Annotated in this window: 14 protein-coding genes; 11 read left to right on the plus strand and 3 right to left on the minus strand. The window is 72.2% G+C overall.

Features of this window, described 5'->3' with window-relative positions; genetic code table 11:
* Positions 1-50: 50 nt before the first annotated feature.
* From ABD346_RS27730 to ABD346_RS27755, 6 genes are read left to right on the plus strand one after another with little or no spacing between them, the layout of a single operon-like run.
* Complete coding sequence (locus ABD346_RS27730; RefSeq protein WP_344378561.1) at positions 51-1,304, plus strand: nucleotide disphospho-sugar-binding domain-containing protein; 1,254 nt, start codon at positions 51-53, stop codon at positions 1,302-1,304.
* On the plus strand, positions 1,301-2,992 hold the full coding sequence (locus tag ABD346_RS27735) for an AMP-binding protein (RefSeq protein ID WP_344378563.1): 1,692 nt from the start codon (positions 1,301-1,303) through the stop codon (positions 2,990-2,992). Before ABD346_RS27730 ends, ABD346_RS27735 begins: the two co-directional genes overlap by 4 nt.
* A complete protein-coding gene (locus ABD346_RS27740; RefSeq protein ID WP_344378565.1) occupies positions 2,980-4,146 on the plus strand; it encodes a nucleotide disphospho-sugar-binding domain-containing protein in 1,167 nt (388 codons plus the stop codon). The genes ABD346_RS27735 and ABD346_RS27740 overlap by 13 nt, the downstream gene beginning before the upstream one ends.
* Positions 4,134-5,303, plus strand: coding sequence for a nucleotide disphospho-sugar-binding domain-containing protein (locus ABD346_RS27745; protein ID WP_344378566.1), 1,170 nt, complete (start codon positions 4,134-4,136; stop codon positions 5,301-5,303). Before ABD346_RS27740 ends, ABD346_RS27745 begins: the two co-directional genes overlap by 13 nt.
* A complete protein-coding gene (locus ABD346_RS27750; protein ID WP_344378567.1) occupies positions 5,300-6,997 on the plus strand; it encodes an MFS transporter in 1,698 nt (565 codons plus the stop codon). Before ABD346_RS27745 ends, ABD346_RS27750 begins: the two co-directional genes overlap by 4 nt.
* Complete coding sequence (locus ABD346_RS27755; RefSeq protein WP_344378568.1) at positions 6,933-8,048, plus strand: nucleotide disphospho-sugar-binding domain-containing protein; 1,116 nt, start codon at positions 6,933-6,935, stop codon at positions 8,046-8,048. Before ABD346_RS27750 ends, ABD346_RS27755 begins: the two co-directional genes overlap by 65 nt.
* A gap of 374 nt (positions 8,049-8,422) precedes the next feature.
* Here ABD346_RS27755 and ABD346_RS27760 read toward each other — a convergent pair whose 3' ends face one another.
* The gene (locus ABD346_RS27760; protein ID WP_344378569.1) at positions 8,423-8,686 is read right to left on the minus strand and encodes a phosphopantetheine-binding protein; all 264 of its coding nucleotides are present in this window, start codon (positions 8,684-8,686) and stop codon (positions 8,423-8,425) included.
* A gap of 39 nt (positions 8,687-8,725) precedes the next feature.
* A complete protein-coding gene (locus tag ABD346_RS27765) occupies positions 8,726-10,249 on the minus strand; it encodes a class I adenylate-forming enzyme family protein (protein ID WP_344378570.1) in 1,524 nt (507 codons plus the stop codon).
* Between the two features lie 357 nt (positions 10,250-10,606).
* Between ABD346_RS27765 and ABD346_RS27770 the strand changes: the two genes are divergently transcribed.
* From ABD346_RS27770 to ABD346_RS27790, 5 genes are all read left to right on the plus strand, one after another.
* Positions 10,607-11,749 (plus strand): MupA/Atu3671 family FMN-dependent luciferase-like monooxygenase, encoded by a 1,143-nt coding sequence (locus tag ABD346_RS27770; protein ID WP_344378572.1) that lies wholly within the window; start codon positions 10,607-10,609, stop codon positions 11,747-11,749.
* A 66-nt stretch (positions 11,750-11,815) separates the two neighbouring features.
* Entirely contained in the window at positions 11,816-12,391 is a 576-nt protein-coding gene (gene ssuE / locus ABD346_RS27775) for an NADPH-dependent FMN reductase (protein WP_344378573.1), read from the plus strand.
* Between the two features lie 96 nt (positions 12,392-12,487).
* Positions 12,488-13,555 carry a glucose-1-phosphate thymidylyltransferase gene (locus ABD346_RS27780; protein ID WP_344378575.1) on the plus strand — a complete coding sequence of 356 codons (1,068 nt, stop codon included), beginning with the start codon at positions 12,488-12,490 and terminating at the stop codon, positions 13,553-13,555.
* The gene (gene rfbB, locus ABD346_RS27785) at positions 13,552-14,568 is read left to right on the plus strand and encodes a dTDP-glucose 4,6-dehydratase (protein ID WP_344378578.1); all 1,017 of its coding nucleotides are present in this window, start codon (positions 13,552-13,554) and stop codon (positions 14,566-14,568) included. Before ABD346_RS27780 ends, rfbB begins: the two co-directional genes overlap by 4 nt.
* Entirely contained in the window at positions 14,565-16,169 is a 1,605-nt protein-coding gene (locus ABD346_RS27790) for an FAD-dependent oxidoreductase (protein WP_344378579.1), read from the plus strand. The genes rfbB and ABD346_RS27790 overlap by 4 nt, the downstream gene beginning before the upstream one ends.
* A gap of 195 nt (positions 16,170-16,364) precedes the next feature.
* On the opposite strand, the gene ABD346_RS27795 is transcribed toward ABD346_RS27790, so the two are convergent.
* Positions 16,365-16,988 carry a dTDP-4-dehydrorhamnose 3,5-epimerase family protein gene (locus ABD346_RS27795; protein ID WP_344378581.1) on the minus strand — a complete coding sequence of 208 codons (624 nt, stop codon included), beginning with the start codon at positions 16,986-16,988 and terminating at the stop codon, positions 16,365-16,367.
* Positions 16,989-17,046 lie beyond the last annotated feature (58 nt).

A 17,046-nucleotide genomic window follows, 5' to 3' on the forward strand; every position in this document is an offset into this window, starting at 1 on the left:
GCCGACCCTTGCTCTGCCAGCGTCCGAACGCGATGGAGTGAGGCGACTGAATGCGCGTGTTGTTCGTGGGTCACGGCCCGGCCCACATCCCCTGGATCATCCCGCTCGCCTGGGCCTGCCGGCTGGCGGGCCACGAGGTACGGGTGGCGGTGCGGCCCCAGTGCGCCGATCCGGTGATCCGGGCCGGCCTGGTCGCGGTTCCGGTGGGCGACGACGCCGTCACGGGTGCCGTGGCGGCCCGCCCGCTGGGCCTCGGCCCCGGCCGCCTGAAGAAGGCCGGCGAGTCCGTCGCGGTCCTCGACGCGGACCTGAGCGAGGCGCTGGTCGAGAAGATGATCGCCGTCGCCGACACCCTCACCGACGACCTGGTCGACTTCGCCCGCTTCTGGCGCCCCGACATCGTGGTGCACGACACGGCGGCGGCGGCCGGCCTGGTGGCCGCCGCGGCCGTCGGCGTCCCCGCCGTGGGGCACACCTGGGGCGTCTCGCTCGGTGTGCACTGCGAGCGGGAGAGCGACCTGCGGCCTTCCTACGCCGGCCTCTTCGAGCGCTTCGGCCTCGACCCAGTGACCGGTCCGTCCGTCTGGATCGACCCGTGCCCGCCCGGCCTGCGCCCGCCGCACGGGGTGCGCAGGGCCGACATGCGGTACGTACCGTTCGCCGGCCCGGCCGCGGTGCCCCGCTGGCTGCGCGAGGACCGGACGTCCGGGCGGCCCCTGGTGTGCGTGACGGGCGGGGTGACGACGGCGGCACTGGACCAGGTGCGCGACCAGGTGGTGGCGGGCCTGCGCGAGCTCGGCGCCGACGTGGTGCTCGCGCTCACCGGGGCCCAGGCCTCGGCCACCGGTCAACTGCCGGACGGCGTAAGGGTGGTGGAGTCGTTCCCGCTCGACGTGCTGCTGGCGCACTGCGACGCGCTGGTGCACCACGGCGGGGTCGGCAGCGGCCTGATCGCCGTCGCCCAGGGCCTGCCCCAGCTGCTGCTGCCGCAGAACGCCTTCCAGGAGCACTGGTCGCATCTGGTCCGGGCGTCCGGTGCGGGCACCGCCCTGTCGGCCGACGCCGCCGAGGGCGCGGTGGGCACCGCCGTCCAGGACCTGCTGGCCCGGCCCTCCTACCGCCGGCGCGCCGCCGCGCTGCGCACCGAGATCGCGCGGATGCCCACGCCCGGCCGGCTCGTCGACTTCCTGGAGGAGTGCGTACTCGCCGGGAGCACCGCCATCCCCACCCCCACCTCCGCCGGCACCGGAAGGACCGGCGGCGTCCCGGACTTCCCCGACTTCGCAGAGGCAGGAAGAGGATGACCGTAGAACTCCTGGCGCCCGCGACCACGCCCGCGCCACACCGGCGCACCCGCCCGTTCGTACGGGGCGAGACCATGCACGCCCTGTTCCAGGACGCGGCGCGCCGCTTTCCGGAGGCAACCGCCGTATCCCACGGCCCCGTTCGGGTCTCCTACCGCGAACTGGACGCCGCGTCCGACACGTTGGCGGCGCTCCTGCAGGAGCGGGGGGTGACGGCGGGCCGTCTCGTGCCGGTGCTCATGGAGCGCGGCGCCCCGCTGATCACGGTGCTCATCGCGCTGTTCAAGTGCGGGGCCGCCTACTCGGTCCTCGACACCCGCTGGCCCGCCGGGCGCATCGAGGGGCAGCTGGGCCGTCTCGACGCCCCGCTGCTCGTCACGACGCGGCCGGGACCGTGGCCGGTGCCCACCTGGGCGCCGCCCGCCGAGGACCTCACCGTCACCGCGGCGCGCGGGCTGCGCCCCGAGCCGGTGGCGGTGAGCGGCACCGACCCGTGCGCGGTGTTCTTCACCTCGGGCACGAGCGGCGCCCCCAAAGGCGTGATCGCCGCCCACCACAACGCGGTCCGCCTCTTCGACCGGGACACCTTCGCCGCGCTCGGGCCCGGCACGGTCATGCCGCAGACCGCCCCGCCGACCTGGGACGGCTTCACCCTGGACTGCTGGAGCATGCTGCTCACGGGCGGCACCACGGTGCTGCTCGACGAGCCGGTCCTGCTGCCGCGCACGCTGCGCGCGCTGATCGCCCGGGACGGGGTGAACGCCGCGTTCTTGACGACCCAGCTCTTCAACATGCTGGTCACCACGGACGTGGGCGCCTTCGCCGGCATGAAGTGGCTGGCCGTCGGCGGCGAGCGGGCCGCCCCGACCCGGATACGCCGCTTCCTGGCCGAGCACCCCGGCATCCGGCTGCTCAATGTGTACGGTCCGGTGGAGTGCGGGGCCATCGTCACCGCCCACGACGTCCGGCCCGAGGACTGCGACGGTCCCGCCGGCATCCCGCTGGGCCGCGAACTCGCCCACACCGAGGCCCTGGTCCTGGACGGCGACCGGGTCTGCGGCCCCGGGGAGACGGGCGAGCTCTGCCTGGGCGGTCCGGGCCTGGCGCTCGGCTACCTCGGCGGCCGGTCGCCCGACGAGCCGCCCTTCACCACGTTCGGCACCGGCCCGGGCGCCCAACGCCTTTACCGCACCGGCGACTTGGGGTTCCGCAGCGCCGACGGCGTACTGCACTACACCGGCCGGGGCGACCGTCAGATCAAGATCCGCGGACACCGCATCGAACCCGCCGAGGTCGAGCGGACCGTGGAGCGGGTGGCCCCGGTGACCGGGGCGGCGGTGGTACCGATGCCCCGGCCCGACGGCTCGTACCACGGGCTCGCCCTGTTCTACACCCGCGCGGACCCCGACGGCCCGGACCCCGGCGAACTGCGCGAGCGGCTCGCAGCGCTGCTGCCGGACCATCTGGTGCCGCGCCGCGTCCGCCTCCTCGACAGATTTCCGCTGCTGCCCAACGGCAAGCTCGACCGCCGTGAACTCGTCGCGCGGACCCGGCCGAAGGACGTGCGCTCCCACGCCGCCGCGACCGACGACCCCACCCACTCCACCGAAGCGGTGCAGCACGGGCTCGCCGCCCCTGGCCATCCCGTCGCCCCCGCCGACCCCGAGGACCCTTCATGCGCGTACTGATCCTGAGCACCCCCGAGTCCACCCATTTCACGACGATGGTCGGTCTGGCCTGGGCGCTGCGGGGGGCCGGGCACGAGGTGCTGGTGGCCGGGCAGCCGGACATCATTCCGGCCGCCCGCGCGGCCGGCCTGAGCACGGTCACCGTCGGCCGCGAGTTCCGCGCCAAGGACCTGCTGAGCCCGGCGCTGCGGCCCGACATCCGCCCGATCGAGGTGACGGGCCCCACCAACCCGAAGATGATCGCCGTCGGCTCCAAGGTCTGGGTGCTGCACGCCCGTTACATGTTCCCGCAGTACCTGGAGCTGGCCCGCCAGTACAAGCCCGACCTGGTGGTCTCCGAGCAGATGGACTACGCCGCGCTGCTGGTCGGCGGGGTGCTGCGGATTCCGGTGGTCTCGCACCGCTGGGGCGTCGACCCGCTGAGCCCGCTGATGCGGGAGACCGCGGACGACTTCCTGCGGGGCACCTGCGAGCGCTACGGCATCGAGGGCGGACTTCCCCAGCCCGACGTGGTGCTCGACCCGGCCCCGCCGGAGCTCCTCTACCCGGGCACCCCGAAGGCCACGCCGATCCGCCACGTCGCCTACAACGGCACCGGGCCGGTCCCCCGGCGGCTGTGGAGCGCCGGGAGCAAGCCCCGCGTCGTCGTGTCCATGGGGCGTCAGACGATCGCGCTCGGCGGCATCCCGCTGTTCCGCTCGATGCTGGCCGCCTTTGCCGAACTCCCGCAGTTCGAGGGGGTGTTCACGGTGCAGGAGGAGTACATGGAGGCCCTGGGTCCGGTCCCGGACAACGTGTGGCTGACTCCGCCGGTGCCGCTCAACGGCTTCCTCGACACCTGTGCGGCGATCGTGCACCACGGCGGCGCGAACACCCTGATGACGGCCACCGGCGCCGGTGTCCCGCAGCTGGTGCTGCCGCAGCTGGCGGACCAGTTCGCGGGTGGCGAGCTGCTCGCCGCCACCGATGCCGCCATTTCCCTCGGCACCGCCGATGAACAGAACGACCCGGCGATCTTCGCCGATGCCCTGAGCACCCTGCTCGGCGGCGAGCGGTACACGAAGGGCGCCACCGAGCTGGCGCGTTCCGTCGCCGCCATGCCGAGCCCCGCCGCCGTCGTCCGCGACCTGGAGAACCTGCGATGCGCGTACTAGTCCTCAGCACCCCCGTCGAGACCCACTTCCTGCCGATGCTGCCTCTGATCCGGGCGCTCACCGACGCCGGGCACGAGGTCCTGGTCACCGGGCAGCCCGACGTCACCCTGGCCGCCGAGGCGGCCGGGCTGCCCACGGTCACCTTCGGCGACGCCTTCCACTCGGAGGACCTGCGCGGCGGCCGGCGGCCGGCGGGGCTGCGGCCCATCGAGGTGTTCGGCCGCCCGGACACGCACCAGATCAGCGGGGTCGCCCAGGTGTGGCGCAACCACGTGTCGTACTTCCTGCCGGACTACCTGGGCCTGGCCCGCGAGTGGGGGGCGGACCTGGTGCTCTCCGACCACATGGACTTCGCCGGGGCGATCGTCGCCGCGGTCCTCGACATCCCTTCCGTGCAGCACCGTTGGGGCGTCAACCCGACCGACCCGGCCATGCTCGGCTACGTCCGCCAGTACCTGGAGCCCAAGTGCGGCCTGGTCGGCCTGGACCACGTACCGGTGCCCGACCTGGTGCTCGACCCCGCGCCGCCGGCCCTCGCCGACCGGGAGGCGCCGGCCGGAACCCCGATCCGGCCCGTCCCGCACACCGGGGCGGGCACGCCCTGGACCTACCGCGGCACACCGGGCCGCCGGGTGGCCGTCGCCCTGGGCGGGCACACCCTGGAGCTCGACGGCGCGAGCCTGGTCCGCCGGATCGTGGACGTGCTCGCGCGGGCCGGTGACGTCGAGGCCGTCGTGTCCGCCGCGCCGGAACACCGCGCGGCGATCGGCGCGCTGCCCGAGGGCATGACGTACACCGAACTGACCGCGCCCGGGCTGCTCTTCCCCGGCAGCGACCTGGTCGTGCACCACGGCGGCGCGGGCTCCACGCTGGGGGCCGCGGCCCTCGGCATCCCGCAGCTGGTGCTGCCCCAGCTCGGTGACGCCTTCGTCGCGGGCGACCGGATCGCGGACGCGGGGGCCGGCCTGACGCTGGACTCGGCGGAACTCCAGAACGACGCCGACCGCCTCGCGGACGCCGTCCGGGCGCTCCTGACCGAGCCCTCATACCGCGAGGGCGCGGCGCGTCTGCGGGAGCAGACGGCGGCCATGCCCTCGCCGGCCGACGTCGCCGAGCAGCTGCTACGACTGACGACACGGCAGGAGGCATGGGCGTGAGCACCGAGGTACTCGCCCTGGACAGCGAGAAGGAGAAGAAACCCCTTCCGCACGGCATGAGCGGCATCCAGGTCCTGGTCTTCATCGTGTCCGCGATGTCGATCATGATCCTCTCGCTCCTCGACGGTTCGATCGTCTCCTCCGCCGTGCTGCCGATCGTGCGCGACCTCGATCCGGCGCACGGGATGGACCGCTTCCCCTGGCTGATCACGGCGTACCTGCTCGCCGCGACGGCCGCCCAACCGCTGTACGGCAAGCTCAGTGACAGCTACGGGCCGCGCAGGATCTATCTCGTCGCGCTCGTCGCGTTCCTGGCCGGATCCGCCCTGTGCGCCACCGCGCAGACGCTGACCCAGCTGATCCTGTTCCGCGCAGTGCAGGGAATCGGCGGCGGCGGCCTGATGAGCATGACGCTGATCGTGATCGCCACGCTGTTCCCGCCCAAGGCGCGGGCCGGGCGCTCCAACGCGGGCGGCATGCTCGTCGCGGCCGGCCTCATCGCCGGACCCATGATCGGCGGCCCGCTCAGCCAGGAGCTGTCCTGGCGCTGGATCTTCCTGATCAACGTGCCGGTCGCGGCCCTCGCGCTCGGCGGGGTGGCCTGGGCGCTGCGCCTGCCGGTGCGGGGCACCCGGCAGCGGGTCGACCCCTTCGACTCGATGCTGATCGCGTCGGCCACCTGTGCGCTGCTGCTCGGCGTCAAGAAGTACGGGGACCTCCACACGTTCTCGGGCCAGGTGGTGCCCTACGTCTTCGGCGGCCTCGCGATGACCATGTTCTTCGTGGTGCGCCAGCTGAAGGCGCCCGACCCCCTGATGCCGCTCACCCTCTTCAAGGACCGGGTCTTCCGGCCCTCGGCGATCCTGCAGTTCGTGGGCGGCTTCGCGCTGTTCTCGCTGCCGGTGTTCCTCATCAACTACCTGAACATCGTGCGGGGCGTCGACCTCAACCAGGTCGGCCTGTACCTGATCCCGCTCGCCGTCGGTGTGATCGTGGTCTTCTTCGCCTGGGGAAAGATCGTCACCCGGACCGGGAAGTGCCGCGCGGTCCTCGTCGCCACCACCGCCACGGCGACCGCCGCGGCGGCCGGGCTCGGCTTCACGGCGGCCGACGCCCCCGCCTGGGAGCTCAACGCGCTGCTCCTGCTGCTCGGAGTGGGCCTGGGCGGCGTCACCCAGATCGCCCTGTTCATGTCCCAATCGGCCGCGCCCGCCGACCAGTTGGGCGTCGTCACCACCACCTCGCGGTTCGCCAACATGCTGGGCACCACCATCGGCGGCACCGTACTCGGCGCGATCCTGAGCGCGCGCTTCGCCTCGACGGCCCGGGACGCCGGCATCAGCGACCCCGACGCCGCCGCGGCCCAGCTCGCCGGGCTCACCCCGGCCCGCCGTGACCTGGTCACGGACGCCTTCGCGCACGCCACGTCCGCGGTGCTCCTGACGGCCGCCGGCCTGATGGTGCTCGCCCTGCTGACCGCGCTCTTCATGGACGACGTCGACGTCAACGCCCTGGTCCACGAGGAGCCCGCCGACCCTTCCGCCGTTGCTGCGGCCCCGACGTCCGAGGAGGACGAAGAAGATGCGCGTACTGATGCTGAGCACCCCCTTCCCCACTCACTTCACCCCCATGGTGCCGCTGGCTTGGGCGCTGATGGGAGCGGGGCACGAGGTGAAGGTCGCCGCGCAGCCTGACGTCACCGACGCGGCCCGCGCCGCCGGGATCCCCGCCGCCGACATCGGCGACCGCTTCCACGGCCTGGACGTGCTCCAGCGCCATCTGCCGGAGGGCGTCAGGCCGTTGGAGATGATGGGCCCGACCCCGCCGGAGAAGATGGCGGGCGCCACCAAGCTGTGGGAGACCCACGCCCGCTATCTGCTGAGCTCCTACCTGGACTTCGCACGCGCGTGGAAGCCCGACCTGATCGTCTCGGAGCAGATGGAGCTGGCGGGCCAGATCGTCGCCGCCGCGCTCGGCGTGCCCTCCGTGCAGCACCGCTGGGGCGTCGACCCGCTGAGCGGCCCGTCCCGCGCCTCGGCGCGCAACTTCCTGCACGGCGCGGCCGAGCGGCTCGGGCTCGACGGCCTGCCCGACCCCGACCTGCTGCTCGACCCGTGCCCGCCCGCGCTGCGCCACCCGAGCGCGGCGCCGGGCGCGCCGGTCGGCTACGTACCGTTCAACGGCGCCGGCACCGCGCCCGAGTGGCTGCGCGGGCCGGCCCCGGAGGGGGTGCGCCGCGTCGTGGTGTGCCTGGGCCGCCAGACGCTGGTGCTGAACGGCACCGGGCTCTACCGCTCGATCATCGCGGCCTTCGACGGCCTCGCCGGCGTGGAGGCCGTGGTCACGGCCGGCGCCGCCTTCCACGAGGGCTTCGGTCAACTCCCGGACAACGTACGGGTGGTGGAGCCGGTGCCGCTCAACATGATCCTGCGTGACTGCGACGCGGTGGTCCATCACGGCGGCGCCAATACGACCCTGACGTCGTGCGCGTTCGGGCTCCCGCAGATCGTGCTCCCGCAGATCGTGGACCAGTTCGCCTCGGCGGAACTGCTCGCCGCGGCAGGCGCCGCCCGGGTGCTCGGCGAGGCCGCGCCGCAGAACGACCCGAACCAGGTGCGCGAGGCGATCCGCGACGTCCTGGAGGACGCGCGCTACCTCAAGTGTGCGCAGGAGCTGCGCGCCGACATGGAGGAGATGCCGAGCCCGGCCCGGGTCGTCGAGGACCTGGAGCGCCTGGCCGCCTGACCCCGACCGCGGTACGACGAAGGGCCCTCGCCGGTGCGAGGGCCCTTCGTCGTGCGAGGGGGGCTCGGCCCTACGCGGGCCGGGCGCACGGCCGCCCGGAGCCCCGTCCGCACATGGGCGGGGACGCTCGGGGCCGTTCCGTGGGCTTCCCGCACGGCGAAGGGGCCCACCGACCGGTGCGGTCGGTGGGCCCCTGGTGGCCTGTGGCCGGGTCAGCCGCGGCGCTTCTTCACGACGTCGCCGATGACCTTCGCCGCGACGATGAAGAGGAGGGTGGCGCCGAGGCCGATGACGAGGTGCATGGTGTTCATGGTGTCCTCCGGGGACTTTCGTGGGTGGGGGGTTGGACGGTTGCGGTGAAAGCGCGGGGTGGGTCAGGCGCGGGCCGCGGTGCGCTGCGCGGCGAGGACCGCCCACAGCGCGCCCGGGGTCGCGAACGTCTCGGCCGTGAGCCTGTTCTCGGGGATCTCCACGTCGTACTGGTCCTCCAGGCGGACCAGGAGCTCGATGGTGGCCATCGAGTCGAGGCCGACGGCCTTGAGGTCGAGCGCGGGGTCCAGCGGGGCGGTGACCCGTGGCAGGACCGAGGTCAGCAGCTGCTCGAAGCCGGCGTCCCACGAGACGTCAGTGGTGGTCATGGCTCAATCTCCTTACTGAATGGGTGACTTGGGAGTCGGTCACTTCTGTTCGCGGCGCAGGCGCTGCTTGTCGGTCTTGCCGTTCGGGGTGAGCGGGAGCTCGTCCAGCAGGTGGCAGACGGCCGGGACCTTGGCGGCCTCCAGGCGCTCCGTCAGCTGGGCGAGCACCTCGTCGGCCGTCAGCTCGGTGACGGCGTAAAGCGTGAGGTCGTGGCCCTCGGCCGGGGCCAGGGCGGCGGCGGCCGTCACACCCTTGATGTCCAGGGCGGCCGTCTCGATCTCCAGGGTGCCCATGCGGACGCCCTTGCGCTTGAACAGGTCGTCGCGGCGGCCCTCGAAGTAGAGGTGGCCATCCGTGTCGAGGTGGCCGTAGTCGCCGGTGTGCAGGGTGACCTCGCCGGTGACCGGGTCGGGGCGGAACCGCAGGACGGTCTGCTCCGGGGCCTGCCAGTAGCCGGTCATGATGTGCGGTCCGCGTACGCAGATCTCGCCGACCGTGCCGGGCGGCAGGAGCCGGCCGTCGTCGTCCAGGATCAGCACCTCGGTGCCGTCCAGGGCGCGGCCGACCGAGCCGGGGCGGGCGATGTCGCCGTCCGGTTCGAGCACGGTGATGCGCTTGCACTCGGTGGTGCCGAACATCGGGGAGACCTGGGCGTACGGGAAGGCCTCCCGCAGCTGGGCGATGACGGGCCCGGTCAGCGCGGCCCCGGTGTTGGTGAACAGCCGTACCGGGGGCGCCTCGCGGCGGTCCCGCCGGGCCAGCGTGAGCAGCATCTCGCCGAGCGAGGGCACCAGCGGGACGACGGTGACCCGGTGCTCGTGCAGGGTGCCGAGCAGCCGTACGTGGCGGTCCGGCGAGGTGAGCAGCACCTGCGCGCCCGCGATGACGGACAGCAGGATCTGGTAGAGCCCGTAGTCGAAGGAGACCGGCACCGCCACCAGGACGACGTCGTCCTCGCGGTAGTTCAGCCGGGCCTGGATGGCGCGGGCGGCGAAGACGATCGGAGCGTGCGTGCTCACCACGGCCTTGGGCGCCGAGGTGGAGCCCGAGGTGTAGATGAGCAGCCCGAGGTCGTCCGGGGCGACCGGCGCCTCGTCGAGCGCGGCGGGTGCGGCGTCGTACAGCGCCTCTGCGCCGCGCCGCACCTCGTCGAGCTCGAAGACCGGCCGGTCCGTCAACTCCCGCAGGATCGCGGTGTCTTCGGCGTTCTGGCCGATCACGAGGACGGGGTCGCAGTCCGGCACCACGGTGTTCAGGTGGAACCGCTTCATCGCCGGGTTGACCGGCACGAAGGCGATGCCGCGACGCAACGCGCCGAACATCAGGGCGGTGAATTCGCGGGTGTTGCCCACGCGGACCAGGATCCGGTCCGCGTGCCCCACACCCTGGGCGGTGAGCCAGTCGGCGTACGCCCGTGACCAGGCGTCCAGTTCCGCATAGGTCCACACGCCCGAGGCGTCGCGCACCGCGGGGGCGTCGGGCCGGGCGGCCACGGCTGCCGCGAGCAGTCCGTGGACTGTATCGGTGCCGGTGTCCGCGGCAACCAGCGTCTGAGTCGTCATCCAGCAACCTCGTGGTCATCGGAACGGAAGTCGGTCACGCGAGCGTGGGGGGCCGGCTTCGAGCCGGGCTGGAGCGGTGGTCGTGCGGGGTGCCTGGTTGTTCGGCTGCCGGCCGTCTTGGGCTGATCGCGCCGTTCCTCGCGCCCCGGGGGGGTGTCGTGAGCCTCGCTCGGGTCTTGGTCGAATTCAGCACAACGGGCCCTGCTCGCGGTGCACTTGAGCCGGGGTGGAGTGGGTGGGGACTGCTCGGACTCAAGTCCGGTGCGAGGAGGCCGCCCCATGGTGTCGCCGGGCAGCAAGCCCCCATGGTGACGACCCCGCCGCGACGACGTCCGACGGGGAAGGAGGCAGCGCTAAATGAACGCGGATTCCCAGCAGACCGGCAGCCGCCGTGCGGACGGCTCGGCAGGTGAGCGGCCGCTGGACTTCGGTGTCTTCTTCTTCGCCGCGGTCGGCGACCGGGCACAGGAGACCTACCGTCTGATGCTCGACGCGGCCCGCCGCGCCGACGAGCTCGGCTTCGGTTTCGTATCGACGCCCGAGCGGCACTTCCACCGCTTCGGCGGCGCCTTCCCCAACCCGGCGGTGACCTCGGCGGCGATCGCCGCGGTGACCAGCCGCATCCAGATCCGGGCCGGCAGCGTCGTGACGCCGCTGCACCCGGCCGCCCGCATCGTCGAGGACTTCGCGATGGTGGACGGCATCTCGGGCGGCCGGGTCGCGATCTCGGTGGGCTCGGGCTGGAACGTCAACGACTTCGTGATCGCGCCGGAGAAGTACGAGACCCGGCGCGAGCAGATGATCAAGGATGTCGGTGACATCCGGACCGCCTGGCGCACCGGCCACTGGACCGGCCCCAACCCGCTCGGCGCGGAGACCACGCTGCCCGTCTTCCCGCGCCCGGTGCAGGAGGACCTGTCGGTGTGGGTGACCGCGTCCCGCAGCGAGGGGACCTTCCGCGAGGCGGGGCGGCTCGGCTGCAACATCCTGACCCACCTGGAGAACCAGGACGTCGAGTCGCTCTCCGACAAGATCGCCCTGTACCGGGCGGCCCGCGCCGAGGCCGGCTGGGAGGGCCCCGGCAAGGTCACCGTCATGATGCACACCTACGTCGCCGACGACGCGGCCGAAGCCCGTGAGGCGGGCGGCGGCGCCCTGCGCGACTACCTGCTCTCCGCCATCGACCTGGAGGCCCTCGCGGTCGAGGCCGGCGGCCGGATGAGCGGCAACAAGCAGGGCCGCGAGGTGCTCTCCGCGGTGAAGGCCCAGCGCAAGCTCGCCGAGCTCGGCGTCAACCGCTACCTGTCCGGGAACTCGCTGATCGGCTCGGTCGAGGAGTGCACGGAGACCGCCCGCCGGGTGCGCGCGGCCGGCGTCGACGAGATCGCCTGCCTGGTGGACTTCGTCGCCGACCCCGAGCTGGTGCTCGCCTCCCTGGAGCGCGTCGCCGCGGTCCGCCGCGAGGCGGCCGCGTCCGCCGAGCCGGTCCTGGTCGCCTGAATCCACGACGGCGCTCCCGCGCCCGACCCACCGAACCTCTCCTCATCGCACCTCAGGAGGTTGTCCATGCCGACGATCCTCGCCGTCTCCGGCAGTCCGTCGCCGGTCTCCAGCACCCACCAGGTACTCACCCTCGCGACGGACCGCCTGGCCCGCCGCGGGCACCGGGTGGAGACGCTCGCCGTGCGCACCCTGCCCGCGGCCGAACTCCTGCGGGCCGACCTGAACCATCCCCAACTCGCCGACGCGGCGGGGCAGTTCGCCCGGGCGGACGCCATCGTCCTGGCCACCCCCGTCTACAAGGCCGGCTACTCGGGGCTGCTCAAGTCCTTCCTCGACGTACTGCCGCAGTTCGCCCTCGAAGGCAAGGTGGTACTGCCCCTTGCCACCGGCGGCTCGCTCGCCCATGTGCTCGCGCTCGACTACGGGCTGCGCCCGGTGCTGATGTCGATGAAGCCGCGCGCTGTCTCCGAGAGCTTCTTCGTGCACGCGGGCGGCATCCGCAAGGGGCCTGGCGGCTTCGCCGGTCTTGAGCCCGACACGGACGCCCTGCTGCACGAGGCCACCGACAAGTTCGCCGACCTGGTGGAGAGCCTCACCGAGGCCGCCACCCCGACCGTCCGCCTCGTGCCCGCCGCCTGACCGGCATCGCGGGGCCACACACCGCTCTGCAACATCCCCTATTCATCTGCCTGTTGATGTGTCGATCACGACGTAACCACGACAGAAGAGGACCCCATGAAGGCTCTGGTTCTGAGCGGCGGTACGGGAAGCCGACTGCGCCCGTTCAGCTACTCCATGCCCAAGCAGCTCATCCCGATCGCCAACAAGCCCGTCCTGGAGCGGGTGCTCGACAACATCCGCGACCTCGGTGTCACCGAGATCGGGATCATCGTCGGCAACCATGTCGAGGAGATAGCCGAGGCGCTCGGTGACGGTTCCCGGCTCGGTGTCGAGATCACGTACATCCCGCAGGAGAGCCCGCAGGGGCTCGCCCAGTGCGTGCAGCTCGCCCAGCCGTTCCTCGGCGACGACGACTTCGTGATGTACCTCGGCGACAACATGCTCCCCGAGGGCATCGCCGAGGCGGCCGCCGAGTTCCACGCGCTGCGCCCGGCCGCCCAGGTGCTCGTCGCCCAGGTCGAGGACCCGCGCGCCTTCGGTGTGGCCGAGGTCGACGCGACCGGCGTCGTGGAGCGGCTCGTCGAGAAGCCCCCGGTGCCGCGCTCCAACCTGGCGCTCATCGGCGTCTACTTCTTCACCCCGGCCATTCACCAGGCCGTCGACTCGATCGTGCCGAGCGCGCGCGGCGAGCTGGAGATCACCGACGCCATCCAGTGGCTGGTGACCGACGGCCAGACCGTCCGGGCCCAGGAGTACCGCGGATACTGGAAGGACACCGGCCGCGTCGAGGACGTCCTGGAGTGCAACCAGATGCTCCTCGACAACATCGAGCGCCGCGTGGAGGGCGAGGTCGACGACCAGAGCGTGCTGATCGGCGCGGTCGTCGTCGAGCCCGGCGCGAAGATCACCCGCTCCTTCGTGGAGGGCCCCGTCGTGATCGGCGCGGGCACGGTCCTGGAGGACAGCCACGTCGGACCGCACACGTCCATCGGCCGGGACTGCGTCCTGTCCGGCACCCATCTCGACTACTCGATCGCCCTGGACGGCGCGACGATCTCCGCGGTACGGGGCCTGCACGGCTCCCTGCTCGGCAGGTCCGCCGCGGTCACGGGCATCGATCTGGCAAGCCGCCACCACCGCCTGGTGGTCGGCGACCACACCCGCGTGGAGGTCGCGGCATGACGAACACCACGGAGAAGAGCGGCATGAACAAGATCCTGGTCACCGGCGGCGCGGGCTTCATCGGCTCGCACTACGTCCGTACGCTCCTGGAGGGCGGCTACGAGGGCTACGAGAACGCCGAGGTCACCGTCCTCGACAAGCTCACCTACGCGGGCAACCGCGACAACCTGCCCGCCTCGCACCCCCGCCTGACCTTCGTCGAGGGCGACATCTGCGACCTGCCGCTGCTCCTGGAGCTGTTCCCCGGCCACGACGCGGTCGTCCACTTCGCGGCCGAGTCCCACGTGGACCGCTCCCTGGAGTCCGCCGCCGAGTTCATCGCCACCAACGTCGGCGGCACCCAGAACGTCATGGAGGCCGCCCTGCGCGCCGGCGTCCAGCGCGTCGTGCACGTCTCCACCGACGAGGTGTACGGCTCCATCGACGAGGGCTCCTGGACCGAGGAGTGGCCGCTCCTGCCCAACTCCCCGTACGCCGCCTCCAAGGCGGGCTCGGACCTCATCACCCGCGCCTACTGGCGCACCCACGGCCTGAACGTTTCCGTCACCCGCTGCTCCAACAACTACGGGCCCTACCAGCACCCCGAGAAGCTCATCCCGCGCTTCGTCACCAACCTGCTCGAAGGCGAGACGGTCCCGCTGTACGGCGAGGGCGCCAACATCCGCGAGTGGCTGCACGTCGACGACCACTGCCGCGCCATCCAGCTGGTCCTCACCAAGGGCCGCGCGGGCGAGATCTACAACGTGGGCGGCGGCAACGAGCAGACCAACCGCCAGATCACCGAGCGCCTGCTCGAACTGACCGGCAACGACTGGTCGAAGGTGGTCCGGGTCGCCGACCGCAAGGGCCACGACCTGCGCTACTCGCTCAGCGAGGCCAAGATCGCCGAGGAGCTCGGCTACGCGCCGCGCATCTCCTTCGAGGACGGCCTCGCCGAGACCGCCGCCTGGTACCGCGACAACCCGGGCTGGTGGAAGGCGGTCAAGCACGCGCCGCAGGAGGGCCAGAAGTGACACTGCTCAGCGAAACGGCGCCCGCACCCCAGGTGCTGGTCGTGGGCGCCGGTCCGGTCGGGCTGAGCGCCGCCCACGAGCTGGCCCGGCACGGTGTGCGGGTCCGGCTCGTGGACGCGGCGGCCGGCCCGGCCACCACCAGCCGGGCGCTCGCCACGCACGCCCGCACGCTGGAGACGTACGACCAGATGGGCATCCTGGACGAGCTCCTTCCGCGCGGCCAGCGGGTGGAGCACTTCACGCTCCATCAGAACGGCCGCCGCCTGATCCGCTTCGACACGGACTACAGCCGGCTGCCCACCCGCTTCCCGTTCACGCTGATGGTCGACCAGGTCATCACCGAGGAGGTGCTGCGCACCGCGACGGCCCGCCGCGGCGTCGAGGTCGAATGGGGCGTACGCCTCACCGAGTTCGAGGACCTGGGCTCCGAAGGCGTACGCGCCCACCTCACCCACGCCGACGGAACCACGGAAACCGTGACGGCCGACTGGCTGGTCGGCACCGACGGCGGCCACAGCACCATCCGCAAGCAGCTCGGCCTCAAGCTCGAGGGCGAGTCCAGCGAGACCTGGCTCATCGCGGACGCCACCGTCCACTGCGACCTGCCGAAGGACAGCATCCACTGGATGCGCACGCCCACCGGCACCGTGATGATGGTGCCGTTCCCCGAGCCCGGCAAGTGGCGCCTGCTCGACACCGCGGAGACGTCCTACGGCGGCGACGACGCGATGGTGGCCCGGCGCTTCTCGGCGAAGATCACCACGGGTACGGGCAAGCCCGCCGTGGTCGAATCGCCGTCCTGGGTATCGGTGTTCACCATCCAGCAGCGCATGATCGCCCAGATGCGCAACGGCCGGGTGCTGCTCGCGGGCGACGCGGCGCACGTCCACAGCCCGGCCTCCGGGCAGGGCATGAACACGGGCGTCCAGGATGCGGTCAACCTGTCCTGGAAGCTCGCCACGGTCCTGCGCGGCGAGGCCCCGGACTCCCTCCTGGACAGCTACAGCGACGAACGCGTCCCGGTGGGCGCGGAGCTGCTGCGCACCACCAAGATGGCGACGATGCTGGTCCAGCTGCGCAGCCGCAAGGCGGCGGCCGCCCTGCGCGCCGCGTTCACGGTGCTTCGCTCGCTGCCCCCGGTCAAGGGCCGCATCCAGCGCAAGATCATGGGCGGCATGTCGGCGCTGGGACTGGGGTATGCGGCGGGCCCGCTGGCGCACCCGTCGACTGAGTCTGGCGGCGTACGCCCCGGCGAGCGAGTGGCCCGCGTAACAGCACCGGACCTGGCCGAAAGCCCGGGCTGGCAGGACCTGATAGGTGAACTCCAGCGCCCGGAATGGCTGTTGCTCACCTTCGGCGAGGCCCCCGAGGACCACTACGGCCCCTCGGTACGCGTCCGCACGGTGAACACCCCCGGCCCGGACGCCCTGTCCGACCCGGCCGGCCATCTGTCCACGGCCCTGGGCGCCCCCGCGGGCACCTGGCTCCTGATCCGCCCCGACGGCTACCTGGCCGCGAGGGGCCCAGCAGAGGAGTCCCCGTCGACCGCACTGACATCCTTGGGAATCCACCCGGCAGCATCCCGCCAACTGACCCACTGAGCCCACCGATTGGGCCCGCCACCGGATCCATCCGGGGCGGGCCCAATCGGTGTGCATGGAGTTCCGGCGCAGCGCAAAAAGGTGCCCTTACCGGGCACAAAGGTCCGGCCTCGGGCACCCATTCAGCGCCGGGGAGCAAAAAGCAGCCCCTCCGGCGTTCGAGGAGCGGGGGTCCGGGGGCGGCGCCCCCGGGTCCTAGGCCGCAGCCCGCTGCCCCTCCTCACCCCTCCCGTAAAGGGAAAGGCACTGCGCATACGTAGGAAGCAACCCGAGCTCCAAGGCCTCGGCGACCGTAGGAGCCGCCGCGTCCTTCTCCGACAGCAGCGCCTCCCCCGTGAGCCAGCGGGCCCACGGGAGGCCGAGCTCCGGGTCGAAGGCCCGCAGGTCGATCTGCGTACCCGGCACGAATTCGGTGGAGCAGAGATAGCTGATGCACGTGTCGTCGGTCAGCGCCACGAACCCGTGCGCGAGCCCCTCCGCCACGAACATCGCCCGCCCGTCCTGCGCGTCGAGCACCGTGGTCACGTGCTCGCCGAACGTGGGCGATCCCACGCGTACGTCGACGACCACGTCGAGCAGCGCCCCGCGCACGCAGCTCACCAGCTTCGCCTGGCCCGGCGGAATGGCCACTCCGTGCAGCCCGCGCACCGTATTGCGTGAGGACGCCGAGTAGTTGACCTGGCGTGGCACGAAGGCGTGCCCGGTCTCGGCGGCGAGCAGGTCGTATCTGTACGACTCGTGGAAACTGCCTCTGGAGTCCGTCAACAGCTTCGGCATGATGCGGTACGCGTCCGGGATGGCCGTCTGTTCGATCCTCATGAACCGGACGCTAGGTGCCGCCACTCAAGTTCCGGTAGCGCCGCGCCCCCTTGTCCAG

The sequence above is a fragment of the Streptomyces mauvecolor genome, from assembly GCF_039532965.1.
In the GTDB taxonomy this organism is placed as follows: domain Bacteria; phylum Actinomycetota; class Actinomycetes; order Streptomycetales; family Streptomycetaceae; genus Streptomyces; species Streptomyces violascens.